The sequence below is a fragment of the Leeuwenhoekiella palythoae genome (assembly GCF_900130045.1).
GTDB classification, from domain to species: domain Bacteria; phylum Bacteroidota; class Bacteroidia; order Flavobacteriales; family Flavobacteriaceae; genus Leeuwenhoekiella; species Leeuwenhoekiella palythoae.
In genome coordinates this window covers 1-16,288 of sequence record NZ_FQXT01000011.1, presented here as the reverse complement: position 1 = coordinate 16,288, position 16,288 = coordinate 1, and the positions used below count along the sequence as shown (strand labels likewise).

Annotated in this window: 10 protein-coding genes and 1 tRNA gene; 6 read left to right on the top strand and 5 right to left on the bottom strand. The window is 33.4% G+C overall.

Annotated elements, in window-relative coordinates; translation table 11 throughout:
- Positions 1-19: 19 nt before the first annotated feature.
- Positions 20-94: transfer RNA gene (locus tag BUA96_RS17095), tRNA-Pro, on the top strand.
- A 215-nt stretch (positions 95-309) separates the two neighbouring features.
- Positions 310-1,560 carry a site-specific integrase gene (locus tag BUA96_RS17090; protein ID WP_072985241.1) on the top strand — a complete coding sequence of 417 codons (1,251 nt, stop codon included), beginning with the start codon at positions 310-312 and terminating at the stop codon, positions 1,558-1,560.
- A gap of 234 nt (positions 1,561-1,794) precedes the next feature.
- Here the strand turns inward: BUA96_RS17090 and BUA96_RS17085 are convergent, their stop codons facing one another.
- The 5 genes from BUA96_RS17085 to BUA96_RS17060 all read right to left on the bottom strand — a co-directional run bounded on the left by BUA96_RS17085 (position 1,795) and on the right by BUA96_RS17060 (position 10,179).
- On the bottom strand, positions 1,795-2,898 hold the full coding sequence (locus BUA96_RS17085) for a Fic family protein (protein WP_233430671.1): 1,104 nt from the start codon (positions 2,896-2,898) through the stop codon (positions 1,795-1,797).
- A gap of 961 nt (positions 2,899-3,859) precedes the next feature.
- Positions 3,860-6,379 carry a DEAD/DEAH box helicase gene (locus BUA96_RS17075; protein ID WP_072985237.1) on the bottom strand — a complete coding sequence of 840 codons (2,520 nt, stop codon included), beginning with the start codon at positions 6,377-6,379 and terminating at the stop codon, positions 3,860-3,862.
- A 69-nt stretch (positions 6,380-6,448) separates the two neighbouring features.
- Positions 6,449-7,732: an SIR2 family protein gene (locus tag BUA96_RS17070; protein WP_072985235.1), complete on the bottom strand. Its 1,284-nt coding sequence runs from the start codon at positions 7,730-7,732 to the stop codon at positions 6,449-6,451.
- Position 7,733: 1 nt separating this feature from the next.
- Entirely contained in the window at positions 7,734-9,725 is a 1,992-nt protein-coding gene (locus BUA96_RS17065; RefSeq protein WP_072985233.1) for a Piwi domain-containing protein, read from the bottom strand.
- A gap of 40 nt (positions 9,726-9,765) precedes the next feature.
- Positions 9,766-10,179 carry a helix-turn-helix domain-containing protein gene (locus BUA96_RS17060; protein WP_072985231.1) on the bottom strand — a complete coding sequence of 138 codons (414 nt, stop codon included), beginning with the start codon at positions 10,177-10,179 and terminating at the stop codon, positions 9,766-9,768.
- Positions 10,180-10,413: 234 nt separating this feature from the next.
- On the opposite strand from BUA96_RS17060, the gene BUA96_RS17055 reads away from it, so the two are divergent.
- The 4 genes from BUA96_RS17055 (at position 10,414) to BUA96_RS17040 (ending at position 16,040) form a co-directional block, all read left to right on the top strand.
- The gene (locus tag BUA96_RS17055; protein ID WP_139249003.1) at positions 10,414-11,268 is read left to right on the top strand and encodes a hypothetical protein; all 855 of its coding nucleotides are present in this window, start codon (positions 10,414-10,416) and stop codon (positions 11,266-11,268) included.
- A gap of 2 nt (positions 11,269-11,270) precedes the next feature.
- The gene (locus BUA96_RS17050; protein ID WP_072985227.1) at positions 11,271-11,681 is read left to right on the top strand and encodes a hypothetical protein; all 411 of its coding nucleotides are present in this window, start codon (positions 11,271-11,273) and stop codon (positions 11,679-11,681) included.
- Positions 11,659-11,994: a hypothetical protein gene (locus tag BUA96_RS17045; RefSeq protein ID WP_072985225.1), complete on the top strand. Its 336-nt coding sequence runs from the start codon at positions 11,659-11,661 to the stop codon at positions 11,992-11,994. The genes BUA96_RS17050 and BUA96_RS17045 overlap by 23 nt, the downstream gene beginning before the upstream one ends.
- Positions 11,995-12,752: 758 nt before the next feature.
- Positions 12,753-16,040 carry a hypothetical protein gene (locus BUA96_RS17040; RefSeq protein WP_072985223.1) on the top strand — a complete coding sequence of 1,096 codons (3,288 nt, stop codon included), beginning with the start codon at positions 12,753-12,755 and terminating at the stop codon, positions 16,038-16,040.
- Positions 16,041-16,288 lie beyond the last annotated feature (248 nt).

The window sequence follows — 16,288 nt, the reverse complement described above, 5'->3', positions numbered from 1 at the left end:
TTGCAGCCTGCAAAAATTTCGGGATGTAGCTTAGTCCGGTTAAAGTGCGCGTCTGGGGGGCGCGAGATCGGAGGTTCGAATCCTCTCATCCCGACGAACCAAATCACGTTTTATATTAAAAAGCCTGTTAATCAATAATTTAACAGGCTTTTCGTTTTTTATGATAGCATCTGATATCATCTAAAATCAAGACAAATGTGTGCAATTCGGTGCGCAATAAGGTGTACAAATTATCGTAGATTTATATAGCATTTAGGCCATCTGGATGTAGTCTTTAACTAATAATCGTTTAACTAAAAGACTTACAAAATGCCTGTACACAGCACCTTAGGCGTGAACTTCTTTACACGTCCCAAAAGAAACAATCCCAACAAACTGGATATCTACCTTAGAATTACAGTCAATAAAAAGCGCTCTGAGATGAGTATAAAGCGTGATGTTGATGTTAAAGATTGGGATATCCTCCGGGTTAAAGCCAAAGAAACTTCAGATCAACTTATCACACTCAACTCCTATATGGATGATGTAAAGGCTGAAGTTTTGAATGCACACAAAGAGCTACACGCAGAACGAAAAGTAATTACAGCGAAGGCAATCAAATTACGCTATATAGGCGAAGATGAAGAGCGTATGACGCTCTTAGAGCTTGTTAAGTACCATAATGATAATATGGGATTGTCGCTTAAGCCCGGTACAATGAAAAATTACTACTCTACCGAAAAGTATATCAAGGCTTATCTCTTAGACCATTATAAATCAGATGACTTATTCTTGGTTGAGTTAAACTACCGGTTTATAACAGAGTTTGAGCACTATATACGTACTTATAAGCCTAAAAAGAAAAGAAAAACTTGCTCCATAAACGGAACTAGGAAGCACTTAGAACGCCTTCGCAAAATGGTGAATCTAGCAGTAAGAATGGAATGGTTGCCTAAAGATCCTTTTGTCAATTATAAATTGAAATTGGAACGTAAGGAACGCTGCTATTTAACCCAGCGTGAATTGAATCGTATTGAGGAAACACACTTTCAAAGTAAAGGTTATGAGCGCGTAAGAGATTGCTTTCTGTTTGCCTGTTACACGGGGCTTTCTTATGTAGATTTAAAGGCATTACGAAAAGACCAGTTGATTCCGGCATCTAATGGGCGATTATGGATTTATACTAAACGGGAAAAGACTAACGAATCTGTTAGAGTTCCCCTCCTGCCCCAGGCTCTGGAACTGGTCAAGAAATATACAAAGGATAAGGAGTTGGAGGTCTCCGGCAAATTAATGCCCTTATATAGCAATCAGAAAGTGAACAAATACCTTAAGGAAATAACCACGGTATGTCAAATACATAAAAATGTTACCTTCCACGTAGCCCGTCATACCTTTGCAACTACCGTTACGCTATCTAACGGAGTACCCATTGAGACTGTATCCAAGCTTTTAGGGCACACACAGCTACAAACGACTCAAATCTATGCTAGAGTACTGCAAAAGAAAGTTGGAGACGATATGGATGCCTTAATGCGTAAAATGGAAGCTAGGAATACTAAAGAGTCATTTGGATCTTAGATTAGAATTAGATTCACACTAACAACTGATGGCAGATAATTTTCAAACCAACTCACCCCTTATATTTCCTATGTTTTACAGCTGAATTATTCGATCTTTTCCCCGAACAATTTACTATACTTAAATGAGCATCAAATTGATCTAATTTGATAGTCTTTAATATCTTTTAAGTAAAAAAATAATCTAAAGCCTTTAACAAGAGTAGGGTACAAGTCGATCGCTTATTGAAAAGCTTTAGTCCTCAAAGTTGATTTCATAACGTGTACTACGTCCCTCCCCTATAGAGATAAATAGTTTTTTTGCTGCTAAATCCTGAAGATCACGGGTTGCTGTAGCTTTAGATGTTTTGGTAAGGGCAATATACTTTTTTGCCGTCATCCCCCCTTTAAACCCTTCCGGTTCTTCGTCAAGCATTCTATTAATAACCTTTAATTGACGCTCATTCAAGGAATTTCTATGGCGATCAAAAAAACGGGCTTTTTTCAAAGTAAAAGAAACAAGGTCTTCCGCCTGAGATTGCGCTTCTAAAACAGTATTGACAAAATAGATAATCCAATCGGTTATTTCATTGGACTGTTGTGCGTTTTTTAGAGCCTTATAATAGGCTTGTTTATCGTGCTCTATTGCTTTCGAAAGACTTAGGAGAACAGGGCGGTTTAAGTCTTGAGATAACGCCTTTTCAGATAATGCCCTTCCTATTCTTCCATTACCATCTTCAAAAGGATGAATGCTCTCAAAATACAGATGTGCAATCGCTGCACGGATAAGTGGTTTTTTAATAGGGCTGGCTCCTGCTGGATGAGATTCATTAAACCACGTTATAAAAGCACGCATTTCATTCGGAAGTAAATGGGAAGGTGGAGCTTCAAAATGGATCTTCTCCTTGCCCCAGCTGCCGGATACGATCTGCATAGGCTCACTGTGCTTCCGCCATTGCCCAGTATTAATGCGGACTGCTCCTTCTAGTAAGGTTTCGTGCCATTGGAATAAGACTTGGTCTGTCAAAGGTTTAGCAAAATTTTGCCTAACCCGTACCATTAAATCCCCTACACCTTGTGCCATTGGGTCTTTGACCGTTTTAGGTGTACCATACCCCATATTATTTCGTATAGAAGACATTACATCTTCCCTGCTTAGATATTCCCCTTCTATTTCTGATGTTTTAACAGCCTCGGCTACCATTAGCGATAAGATAGCTTCCATTTGCATCTTACCTGATAATCCTTCTAAAAGACCATTAACGCGACCGGCCCTTTGGCTGAAATCAAAGAGCTTCTCTTCAATTTCAGTTGTTGTATACTTAAAATTGGGCCAGTCTTCGTGTTGCCAATTATACATGATGAGCCGATTAAACTAGTTAATTGGCTCAAATATAATCAAAAAATGAGCCGATTAACCTTTCCAATCGGCTCATTTTGCTATATAAACCTAGAATTTGAGTTTAATTTATTAGTATTTGAGGAAAAGTAATTCTATTGAGGACAGATTTGTATAGCTATAACAGGATTTATTTATTAATCTGTATAGCTAATTTAGGACGGGTCAACTCCCAGGCATCCCCTAGGCAAAGCCTAGGATAGAGTATGAAGAGTGTATGAAAACAGGTTTTGAAAAGCAGAAAATTAATATTTTATTAACAATAATGCTCATTGGTCTAATCGGCTTATGGAAACGTAAATCAAAGGCAGGAACCTAATAAATCCGTCCCTTATATTATTTGAATCTTAGAGATGATAGACTAGACCTCATGCTAAACTGAAAAAGAGCATTACGATCAATGGTATTTGACAGACTTTTATAGTTTCAAAATATAAAAATACGGGTAAACTCAACACCATTTCATTTGATATCATCAAAACGGCTTCAAAGATTTTAGGGCACACACAGCTGCAAACGACTCAAATCTATGCCAGCGTACTACAAAATAAAGCTGGAGACGATATGTAGGTTGTAATGGGGAAACTAGAAATTACAAGTACTAATCTGTAAAGTAGATTTTAAACTAAGTAAATCGTGACTAAGAATTCCACACTCCTTTAAATTATATTAACTAAAATAAAGTAAGCTAAAAATTTAGATGTTTTAAATTTTGAATTCATATTGAAACATTTCTCCTATCGGATCAACTTTCATAATTGATTAATAGTTTTTATAAACCAAAAAGCCCACAAAAAATTGCGGGCTCTAATACTCTCGTATCTGCGGATAGAGGGAGATTCGAACTCCCGGTACAGTTCCCCGTACGTCTGATATTCAGTCAGGTGCCTTAAACCACTCAGCCGTCTATATTTTAAATAAGTTATTTCTTTTTTAAATTTACTTCTTTAAGGTAAGTATTTCTAAATCCAACAGGGGTTAAATTGTGCATACCTAAAAGATTCGCAATTTCTTTTGGCTTAGCTGCTGAAAATCCATAACTAATGATACCATCAACAAACCTTCTTAAATTATCTTTCAATAAAATTAATGAATTTTCATCTATTACTCGTGTGTTTGGGCTTGTATTTACATTCCAACCCTTAATATTTGGAGGTTGTAATGTAACAAGATAATGCTTTGCTGCAGAACCATAAAGCTTTTTAAACCACTCCCCCGAACCAAGTAATTGATTAATGTTGTCTCTGGTAATTTCATCATGAATAGCTCTTGATTTAGCCTCTAATACCAAATAATGATTATCTGTCATAACCCATAACACATCTGGACCATTACCGAATTCCGCTTCTGGTTCTTGTGTATAGAAACCGATAAGCCTGCCTGTCTCAGCTAGAGCATTTTCAAACTTTGTATGAGAAATATCTTGACTGAAATTAAGATCCTCGAAAAGTTTTTCAATATAGATTTTGAAGTCTTGGGAAGTTTCAAAACGCTTAACAAAATGAAGAACTTGAATAGACTGCTCCTCACTAGCCATAATTTTGGTATAGCTATGACCATTCTTTGACTGAAGCATATGAGAGGCTGTTTGAGCTGCCTTTAATTGTAAATCGTTTGATTTAGGAGCATTATCTAAAAAAAGATAGTTAGCAGCCAGTTCAAAGTACCAACCTTTTTGCTTTTGAGACAAATCAATTGTATCAACTAATTCATTTAATATCATATTGCTTGCACCCTCATAATCTCTTCTTCTAAATTTATCTACTGCTTTAGATTCAATATCAGCAATTTTCAAGTTAGTTAGAATTCGCTCTCCAGTTTTGTCAGTCTCTACATCAGATAATATCTCTGAATGATACTCCCTCCAGCTCATGTCTTGAACTAAACATAAATTAGCAGTCTCCTTAATTTTGGTAAGAGAGTCTTCTTTTGACTCATCATCTAATAACGAAAGCCCTAATTTAAGTTGTCTACGGGTAACTGGTGTGAAATATTGTAAATTAGATTTCTTTCCAACAAATTGCAACAAGTCTTTTCCCATTAAAAAAACTGTACAATAATCACTCCCTGACCTCACAGCTCTTCCAAGTCCTTGTTCTATTATTTGTGCTTTTAAAGAAGCTTTTACCGATTCAAGACGCATTTCAGCGTAAAGCTGCTCATAAGAACTAAAGGATGGGTAACCATCTAAAACAAGAACTCTACACATATCACCATTTAAATCTACCCCATCATACCTGTTTACAAGAACATAAAACAATCCTCTATTGCTCTTCAATTTTGAGATATCTTTATTAATATTATTATTCTCAAGGATTTGAGCTCCTATATCTTCCCATTTCTTAGCTCTATCTGAGGATGGAGTTAATACCATAACATTAATACCCGATACTGAATATTCTTTGACCATCGCCATAATCTGTTCATCAGTTATTCTAGAATCAAACCTTTGTGGAGCTAGTATAAGTCTTTGTCCAACATCTTTTCGGTCTCTTGGAATTAAGGCATTTTTGATGCTATCAATACTAATCCCTAAATCTTTTATTAAATCGATTTGATCCTCGAAAGTGGCTGATAAAATATATCTATGTTTCGCTTCATTAAATGCTCTTACATTATGAAAAGGGACATAAGAGGGCGCTATTTCTAAACCTCTAGGACCAACATAACAATCATAAGATTTTAGATCATCAGCCATCAACCCCCATTTAAAACGTAGTTCATCATCTTCACTAAATCCGCCAATTAAATCAATCAACTCACTATTTCGAGATAACCAAGACCAGTATGGAACTTTTAATATTTTTGCATATGGATCTCCTTGAATTAATCTATGATAAGTTCCAGGAGCTTGATATTTTAAATCAGCTTCAAATAACTTCAGTAATCTCTCTCCTAAACTGTGACCAAAAGGAATAAATAAGGTCGTAGTCTCTCTGGCAATATCAAGACATACGTGTGCATCATCAAGAACAATTGATCCCACATCAATATTATCCCTTTCAAAAATTGAGCGCGAATTGAACATTTTTTGGAATGTGCATAGCAATATTGCTCTGGAATTCAAAAATTCATTAGGAAAAACACTTCTTTGACCATAGTACTCTACTTCACACACAGGAATTCCATACAAATCAGCCTGTATTTTGGCTTGCTCCAAAAGCTGCCTGTCAGGACACATATATAAGCTTGGTCCAACTCCTTCTACCATTTTAGAGTACAGCATTAAGAGACTTACAAGGGTTTTACCAGAACCCGTATTCATTTTACATAGCACGTCTCTTTGAGACCTTATTTTATGCCAGGAATTTAAAACTTCCTCCTGAATGCCTCTCAAATAAGCGTAACCTTCCTTATGAAATAAGGTTTGAAATAATTCGGTAGGTTCAAAATTTACTTCTTTCGGTTTTGCATCTTCAAGCTTTTTCTTAAAAATATTCATTTTACATTATAATAATTTATTTTATTTAAAATTAAATTGTAAAAGCACGTTTGAAACAAGGATACTTATTTAAAAGGGATTTTCCTCAAGTACTCTTTTTGATTCATAATATTCAACAAGTTTAATTAAATCTTCACCTTCATTTAAGAAGTATTTTTCTAGAAATTTATCGAAACCTATTGGCATTAAATGAATTGTATTCTCTCCACTTATTCTACTTAGATTGAATTCAGGCAGTTCACTATAAAAAGAATTTAACTGTATTTGTCTGATATATTCACTTAATTGAGGTGAAACACTTTTTCCATTATTTATAGTATAAAGATCAAATTTTTCATTTTTTTCATTTTCCTGCAGATCTCCTGGTTTCCAACTAGGGTTTATAATTATAAGCTTTTTATATGGCGAGGCATTTAAGGCTTCAATAATTAGATTATTGATATATGGATCAAAAAAACTATACCCGATAGCAAAAATATAATCGCGTTCGAGAAGTTTCTTTTTAAAATTTGATATAAGATTGAAAAAAGGATCAAACGAAAATGTTTTACTGCCATGTCCAAAAACAATATACGGACTATGTTCATTATCAATATCCTCTTGCTGCTCTTGAGTAAGTCTATTCCTTTCTTTTACTGAACCATCTTGTAGGAGTCTAATCCAATTTAAAGACCCATGCAATTTGTAATATTTTATTTTGTCAAATTCATCTACGACCTCAGAAACATCCATTCCGGCCCACTCACCGGAAATAAATCCCGTATAAGGCTTTATTTCGTGATTGCCTAATGCATCCTCTATAGTATTATCGTAATTTAAAGAAAAACACTCCAAAGGATGTTTCAAATTTTCTGATGCAAGTAATTTTATTAAAGGATCGAGATAATCCAATTTATCCGGATCATGATTTAACCACGACGGGACAAATTCTGACTTTAGTTTTCGCTCTATACTTTCAAATAACCCTTCTTCATAATTATTATTTAGTTCATGTTGTTTTTCAAGATTAATTAGTTTATCAGCCCAATTTCCTGTTATTGGATAAGGTAAGAAGTTCTCTCTATTTTTTATTTTCCGAATAACAAGAGCAAGTTCCTCAATGTTAGGTTCAAATCGAAATTGAGAATTTCCATCTAAGCTTCTCCATTTGCTATGATATTCAAGACTTGAAATTACAAACCTAAATGCCTCTGCTTGAGGCTCCGACATTTCCGATAAATTTGGTGTAGTGAGTTTTTTTTCAAGTGCCTTCAACATACCATTTGATGTCAAACAGCCAGTTCCATAACTTGCTCCTGCACCGAAAAGAAAAAGACACTTATTTAAAGTGCTATTTAGGTTTAATTTTGTCATGTCAAATAACCCAAGGTGTAGTCTGTGTTAATTTATTATCAGGAATGGGCTCTCCAATTTCACTTTTGAATCTCGCTATCTCTTTAGCATAATAACAAGTAGCTGGCTGACTTCTTTGCTTTAAACCTTTCCAAATAAGCCTTGAAAACTCATAAACTTGTTCTATGAGTTCTCTATGAGAAAAGCCAGCCTCATCAGCAAAATGAATTTTTAATTTTAAAGGAAGTTCGTCCTTTATAACTACAGGAGCAATTGTTTTAAATCTGTTATTATTAAATAATAGATACTCCTTCGGGTATAATCTTAAATAACTGCCGCTCACAGGCATTCTAAAGTTAGAATCAGGATCAAACCCTAAGTCAAGTCTAGATTTTGTATCATTTACTTCAACGACAGCATAAGGTATGGAAAGGTTAAATTCTTCTCTAAGGATTCGTTCAATATTACCTTGATCTTTTTTAGAAAGCGTTTTGTAATAATGAATTACAAGTCTCTGTATGTCAGATTCTAGTTCTAGATAATTTTCAATAGCCTTTTTTAGTAAATATAGAATTTCGTTACTTGAATCCTGTTCTCCAAAAGCCTGTGTTCTTTTTAACTTTCCTTGATTATCAAAAAAGACTGTGCTACCAATGAATTTTTTATTTCCAGATTTGATTTGATTAAAACCAATAACAAGATCCTGTTTTTTTGGCGTAGCTAGTCTCCACGGTATTCCACCCATTTTTGCGTGGATTCCAATTGCAATATTTGGCAAATGATAGTTAAATACTCCTGACTTTCTGATATTTTCATAATTTACAAATTGAGTAGGAATACCTTTTTTAATTAGTGAAAGTTTTAATTCATAATATTCAGTACACGGATCATTTTTATCAAATGGTCCAATCACTATAGCAAATAAGTTCAAATAATAATTATTGGGCAATTCTCTGTTCTCAAAATCTTGATAAGCATCCATTAAACTTTGAATATTTTCATATTCAAGCCTCTTATTCTTCCCTTTCTCAACAGAATTAGCTAACGTCAAAGGAATATTTACATATGGTTGAAGTCCGGGAAAACCTTTATAACCGTTCTTTAAATATTTATATAATGTATTAGCATCATCGTTATTTTGATATATAAAAATAAATTGTTTTTCTAAGGAATCTGGTACATCTTGATATACACCATGACTGCGCATTCCAGAAACAGGATTGATATCTGTCTCGCCATTTCGAAATAACATTTTATTTTTTGAAAAATTTACTTTTTCAGCTCTGATACTGTCAAAACCGATAGAAGGAAATATTAATTCTTTTGAAGGTTTGAGGTTTTGGTTAAAGAATTGCCTTAATTCCTCGTATCTCGCAAAGTAATTTATAGGATTTTTATTATACCCTAGATTACTAGTATTTCTTAATTCCCTATTGGCAATAACCTTAGATTTTTTTATTTCAAAGTATTTTGATTTTTCAATTTCACCATTAGGTAATATACAAGATAGATTCCCTAAATTATCATTAAGTTCAATGGCATTCTTGCTAATGAAGGTTTCTGAACTACCAATATTAAAGGTAAGCTCTTTAAATTTAGTATTGAATTTAAAATCCCATCTTCTAAAAATGTCCCAAGATTCGTTATATACACGAACAAATTCGTAACAAGATACATCAATTACTCTAGGGTTAAAGTTAACCGCAAATCCGAGACTTTTGAAATGATTGCACAAAAGCCAAATAGTATACTTGTATTCAAATATTTGATTATAATCTAATGCTAAATAATTTGCAGACCCATTTACCGAAAAAGTATAACTAATAAAAGTATCATTATTTATTTTCTTTTCGCGTTCCCATTCATTTATTAAACCTATTTCAGGAGATTGAAACCTTTTCTTAAAAAAGTCTAATCTCATTCGAAATGGTAAGTCAATTTTATCTGAAACAATTATATTTAACTTCTCTTTTACAGGTAATTGATATTTTATTCTGTTTACGATTAATTCCATCTGTTAGTTTCAGATTATGTATTGTTAAAGAATAAATTCTCTATTTATTTAAGAGTTTTTCCAAATAAGCCACCTTATCCTTCTCTGCCTGAACTAAACGCTCATAGAGCTTTTTATTCTCCTCGTAAGATTCCACAAGTTTATCAATAGGATTAAAAGTACAATTGTAAGCAGCAAAAGTTCCTTGACTATTACTAAAGCTGTTGTCGTTGAAATTATTGAAGAAATTAATAACTCTTTCTTCAGAGAAGTTTTCTATCGCTTCTTTGGTAACTCCTAAAACCTGCGCCACGCGTTCCAGTTTTTCATCTTCCACTGTTTCACTTTTTTCAAGGGTTGAAACACTTTGCTGGCTAATGCCTAATTCTTCGGCAAGAGTTTCTTGCTTCATACCTCGCAGTTCTCGGATGCGGGCGATTTTTCGGCCTATATGATTGGGTTTGGTGGTAGTCATCTGCTATATTTTTTGATAGTACACTTCAGTTCTGGCTTTTGGTGCTGGTAAAACACAAGCTTATACCGGTATTTCACAAACCGCGTTGGTAGGGTACGCGTCATGTCCGCTATACTTTTAAAGGATAACAGAAACCTGAAACACTCGGAGCTAATCAAAAGTAAGGCTTTTCTTTTAAAAGTTTTAGCAAATGCAAATCAGCTTGAGTTAAGATAACCCTTTAACAGCAATCGCATGAGAACGCCGCCAAGCATCAGTCCAGAAATCCATAAAGTACTACCTATCATCCGCAGTTTAATCCGGGTGCATACTGTTTATCTAATCGGGCAGCAGAACATAACAAGGGAATACCTGTATACTTCTTCTTTAAACAGAAGTAGAAAATCGCGTATTCACTACGTACTGACTATGCTTATCATAAGTCACGATCAGGTTGCTGATCCTAAAATTTTTATGAACGAGGTCTTCAACAAGACTCAGGAGCAGGTTAGCCTCTACGCTATTCATTACACCCTCAACGAAGCCAATAATAAAATTAACTACGGCTGCAATTTCTTGAATCGGGTGCTTAGGGAGGACACCTTGCTGTATAGCGAAGACAACCGGCTTAAACAACTTGGTTCCTACCTCTATCACCCTGAGGTATTTCTCAGAATTCAAAAGCATTGGAATAAACGTTTTGAACACGCACGCTATTTTGAAGAAAAATCAACGATCTGCGAGGATAATCCGAGTAATCAAGGCAGATACCTAATCTTGCAACAGGCCATTCAACAAGCCTGCCTGGGATTGATCTATGTTTTCTGGGAATATCAGTCCTCCTATTATTCCCTGCCCTATCTCTTGCACCTTTGTGAACAGTTCTCCGATGTTCCAAAGATCATCTACCCAAAAAGATCCTTTCAATCTCAACAGATGTATTCTCGACTTTGTCACGCACAGTATAATCTAAACGAAAAGATTCAGGAAAACCCATCTGAATCTGACTCCTTAAAAGCGGAACACCTGACTTATAAATTTATTCAGGCCGCTCGTAAAGAGGCCGATAAAAAACTTGAGGAACTGAAAAAACTTCATCTTAAAAACTAATTATGAAAAGGAACAAAATCAACAAGCGAAAAATAAAAAGTCTCCAAACTATCGCCCAAAGAACTTATGGTCTTCAAAAAGAACGTATAGGCAAACACACCTACAGAACTGCAAAGGTACACTTTGAAGATTTTGAAGATCATATGATGCGCACAACCGCCTTATTAGATGTTTGTATTCTGGCTTTAGAAAGTGAAGGGAAATTTTATTCCAAAATTCTAAGCCATAAAAGTGGAGATATTGCTATACAACAAGCATTGGAACTCGTCATCCAATTGTTGCCGCACGAGGATATTTCTAAATATCAACAGTTAATCCATATTCTTGAAGAAGATGTAGAAGCTTTAGGTCTTCCTAAAAAATTAAAGAAACTAATTAAAATGAACGCGGATGAAAAAGAAAAAAATATATAAACACTTGAAACAGGTTGGCGAAGACCACCTGAGAAAACTGAAACCTCACCCCCATTTTAAGAATAATCAACAAGTTTGCTTCCCGGCTCAAAGTCATCTGCATTTGATGTTCTTGATTGAAGATCTGATTAAAGTAAGTGTAATGGCTTTAAATGGTATTGAACGCGGAGGTGATCGCCCATTAAAAGAACCTGAACGCAGCATTTCAGAAGTTCTAAAACACACACTTGATCTTCTTCCTCTCGAAGAAGCAGAGTTTATTGATAAAACAATGGCGTTGTTAAGTGAAGAATCATCGAATACGGAACAATAAACCATTTACTTATTTCATCTTAAGCATTTCCTTTTATGCTCAATTGAAACACATCACCGATATCTTTTACGCGTATGGTGTGTGTGTGATCTTCATTTACTTCCTCCAGAGCCGTCGCATTCCTTTTTTTGATAATCTAAGTCTCTTATGGAAATTAAATTAGAAGAGGGCTATAAATAGGAAGGCAAAGCCGACCGGTTTATGCGCCCGACTAATTTAATTTCCTATACAATTCGTATCAAAAAAGGAATGCTATTCGGAGTCGTTTAAATGTGTTTCGTAACAAAAGTAATAGATAGGTCAATTTGTACTCAGGATGTCAAGCGAACTCTGGCCAAAAAAGTCAAATCTATTAAACTATAAAAATTGACTAGTTGGGCCTGTGTTCAAGACCTTTTGGACGAACCGCTTTCACCGCAACGCAGTGTAGGAGAATGTGGTGAGGACTCTTTAAATTTTACTTGCCAATTACATTTTCAGAATTTTTCACGAAAAAATGTGCCTGTTTTGGAGGGTTCAGGAAGTTTTTCACGTAATTCTTAGTTCTCCAAAACTTCAAAAAAAAACTTAAACAACTAAAAATCAATGAAATGAGTATTTATAACCTCGCGTAGCGGGTTATCCTCTTGCTACTCATTTCTATCCGCTTCGCTACTAAAAATGCTACCCAAAAACTTCTTGACATCTTAAGACTAATTCAAAATTACTTTATAATCGATAGATTTATATAAACTTTAATTTCTGCAAATTTAAGGGTCATGAAATTAACCGAAAAGCAAACGCATATTTACGAAGGCTTAAAAGGTATTGGAGAGGAAATCTCTTCATTCTACTTAGATGCTATTAAAATCATTCATCAAAATAATATAGCTTCTCAATCTTATTTACTTGCACACTTTGCCCGAGAAATAGATGGCGGATTGAGGGATATTCTTTCTCCTCTTAAAGTAAAAGAAGAATTACAAAAAGATCCTGCTCTTAAGGATCGGGGTTTAGTAGCCTCTATTTTAGTTGCACTAGACTTAAAATTAGATGATCCATTTGCTATCAAATATGCTAGTGTAGCGTCTAAATTCAATAAATATGCGCACCGTAGAGGTGCTACTAAAAAACCTAGAAAGTTATTAGAAGTAATTGTTTTATGGGAAGAGTATGAAGATATTCTACTAAAGTTGATAGGAAGTTTTATTAATCAATTAAGAAGGATAGAGCGTATTACCAGATTCCAAAAACCAACAAAGCAGATTTTGGAAGCATTAAAAAATATGTTCGATAATAAGCAAATTGAGAGACATTTTTATATCAATTTAAAAAGTGAATATTGGCTTGAGCCAATGTTTAACAAAGGTTTTTTTTCTCCAGAATCTATAAAAGATGAAGAGCTTTGGAATCAAGCGGAATATTTAATATTTATTGCTAAAAATATTAAGACAAAAGTTTTCAAGGAAACTAATGCGATATTTTTAGTAAAGATTATAGAAAAGATAAACTTTCATTCTGAAAATATTCAAAAGCTTAAAAATTATAGGATTTGGTATTTCATATTTGACATATTGACCGAATTACCAAAAAAATATATCAATAATAAGATCATTAATTCAATACCCAACTATTTAAACACTGAACATGAGAATACGCTAGAGAGTCTAGGAATATTCAAACTCATTTATTCATATAGCGTTGAAGAGAAAAATTCAAGTTCATTTAAGGATCAAATAACAAAATTAGTTGAGCTGGTTTTTGAAATTTCAAATGACAAAAAATTTAAAGATTCGTCTGCTTATGAAAATGATAATTATTATCCCATAATCCGAGCTTACCAACTCAAGCAAGAATGTAAAAAACCAGAATTTTATAAATTGGTGGCTATAAATTGCTCTAACCAAACAATCTATCGAATTGCTGACTATCTTAATACCTTTTTGGAAACAAATAATATTAGCAATTTTCTAATCAAAACAATATTTGATCTTAATATTACAAGAAAACATTCTCATTCTATTGAAACAATCTATAGTCTGTTTTTACAAAATGTATGTGTTGAAATAGCACAATTAGAGAAAAATAGAATCATTGAAATTATTGAGTCATTCTTGAGTGAAAGATATAAGCATAAACACTTTATTAAGCTTTCTCTATTTCTATTTGCTAAGACCTGGAATAAAACTAAAGAACTCTTTTTTGGTTTTATTAGTAAGCAAAAAAAAGATTTATTTTCAGAACCATTTTGGAGAGATGATTTTTATTTTATGCTCGATCATATTTCAATTCATCTCAATAATTTAGAATCTTTAGTAATTGAAAACTTAATAGAGAAATTCTCTGAGAATTGTGGTTCATATAAATCACCAGAACATTTTAGATTATATTGGTTCTCTTCATTAAATGATAATGAAAATTTTGAAAAAAAATATTCCGATTTATCCTTAAAATTAGGCGCTAATAAACAAGAAATTAAACCTAAATTAGAAAGTAATGTCACCTTCGGAAGCACATCACCTCTTTCAAAGAATGAGATATTAACGATTCCAATCTTAGAGCTTACATCCTTTTTAAAAAAATTTGACCCTGAACGTGGATTTAGAGAACCTTGTGTTGAAGGATTAAGTAGAGTATTACATGAAGTCATCAAAGAAAATCCTTCACTATTTACCGATAATTGGGAGATGTTTCTGGAAGTTCCTTATCGCCATATTGCTGAAATCTTTTCAAGTTTGTCGGATGTATGGAAAAACAAACAGCAAATAGATTGGGATTCCTGTATAAAATTTATCTATAAATATACTTCACAAAATAAATTTGGCACTAATGATTTAACGCTACCAAATAGTACATATAATGCTGATCACTATTGGCCATTAAGAGAATTCTGTAGGTTATTAAGTGCAGGAATGAGAGATGATACTAAAGCTTTTGATGCGCTATTATTACCTAAAGTTGAAAAAATTATTTTTTTCGTTATCGAAAAATACCTGAAAAATGAGATTCCAGATTCTCAAAAAGAAAAATTAGGGTCAGCTACATCTGTTATAAATTCAGATACAGGTATATTTATCGGAACTCTATTTGATTATAGTTTAAGAAAAGCAAGGCTTTCTAACATAGCAGGAAAAAAGAGATCAAGATGGAGTTCTGCAGAAAGGAATCTATTCGAAAATCTACTCACTAATCGAGTCCAGGAAATATTTACATATCTAGGATGGCACAGAAATCAATTTTACTTTTTAGATTTCAAATGGACCCAAAAACAATTAATTACAATTCCCAAATTAGATAACCAAACAATAAAATCTTATTTTGGAGGTCATTTGTTAAACAATCCTTACTCAAAATTTGATTATAGAACATTTAAGAATTTATATATATCTGCAATAAAAGAAAATTGGCAACTGGTCGATTCCCATATGATTGATAATCCAATAGAATTACATGCCGCCGTTTTTTACATTTTTGATTATGAAGACTTAAATGAAGGGGATATAATTACTGAAATATTTAAAAATGATAAAATTGAACAAATTCGGAATTTAATCCATTCCCTTTCTTTCAAGTTTGATGAATATATAAAAGAACTAGATGCTTCAGGAAAAATAGAGTTTAGAAAGAAAATTTATAAAATCTGGCAATATACTCTTACTACCCTAGATAAATATAAAACACTCAAAACCAAAGAAATACCAACTATTTTCTATCTTATTAAATATATCGATGAATTAGATGAAGAAAGCTTTCAACTAATTAAACAATCCTCTAGGTTTGCCAGAAATAGACGTGATTTGGACAAATTGATTGAAAATCTCAATCGTCTCAAAACCAAAGGAAACATAATCCAAAGTTCCATTTATGCTTGTGAAATATTTATAGATTCAGTTTTTACTGATGTCTACTATGCGTCAGTTATGCAAAAAGAAATTATTGAGTTTACTGAGTATATGTTTACATTAAATGATGACAGGCTAACTGAATATTCAAATAAAATATGTAATGAATTTGCAAAGAAAGGAGAGTATTTTCTACTAGAAATTTATGAAAATTTCAACAATTAAAACTTACATATAAAAAAGTATTGTTTAATTTTATATTAATCTTAAATACGTTCATTTAGTCTCATATGACTAGAAATCGGCAATAAGGTGTAACATCTTGATTAACAGCTACAAATCGTTGATATCACTGGGTTGAAGTTTACCAAAACCGTGCTCTCATCCCGACAATACGAAAAAAGAAAGCCTGCTGAAGATCATTTTCAGCAGGCTTTTCATTAAATGATAGGTAACCACTTCCCTAGTCAAAA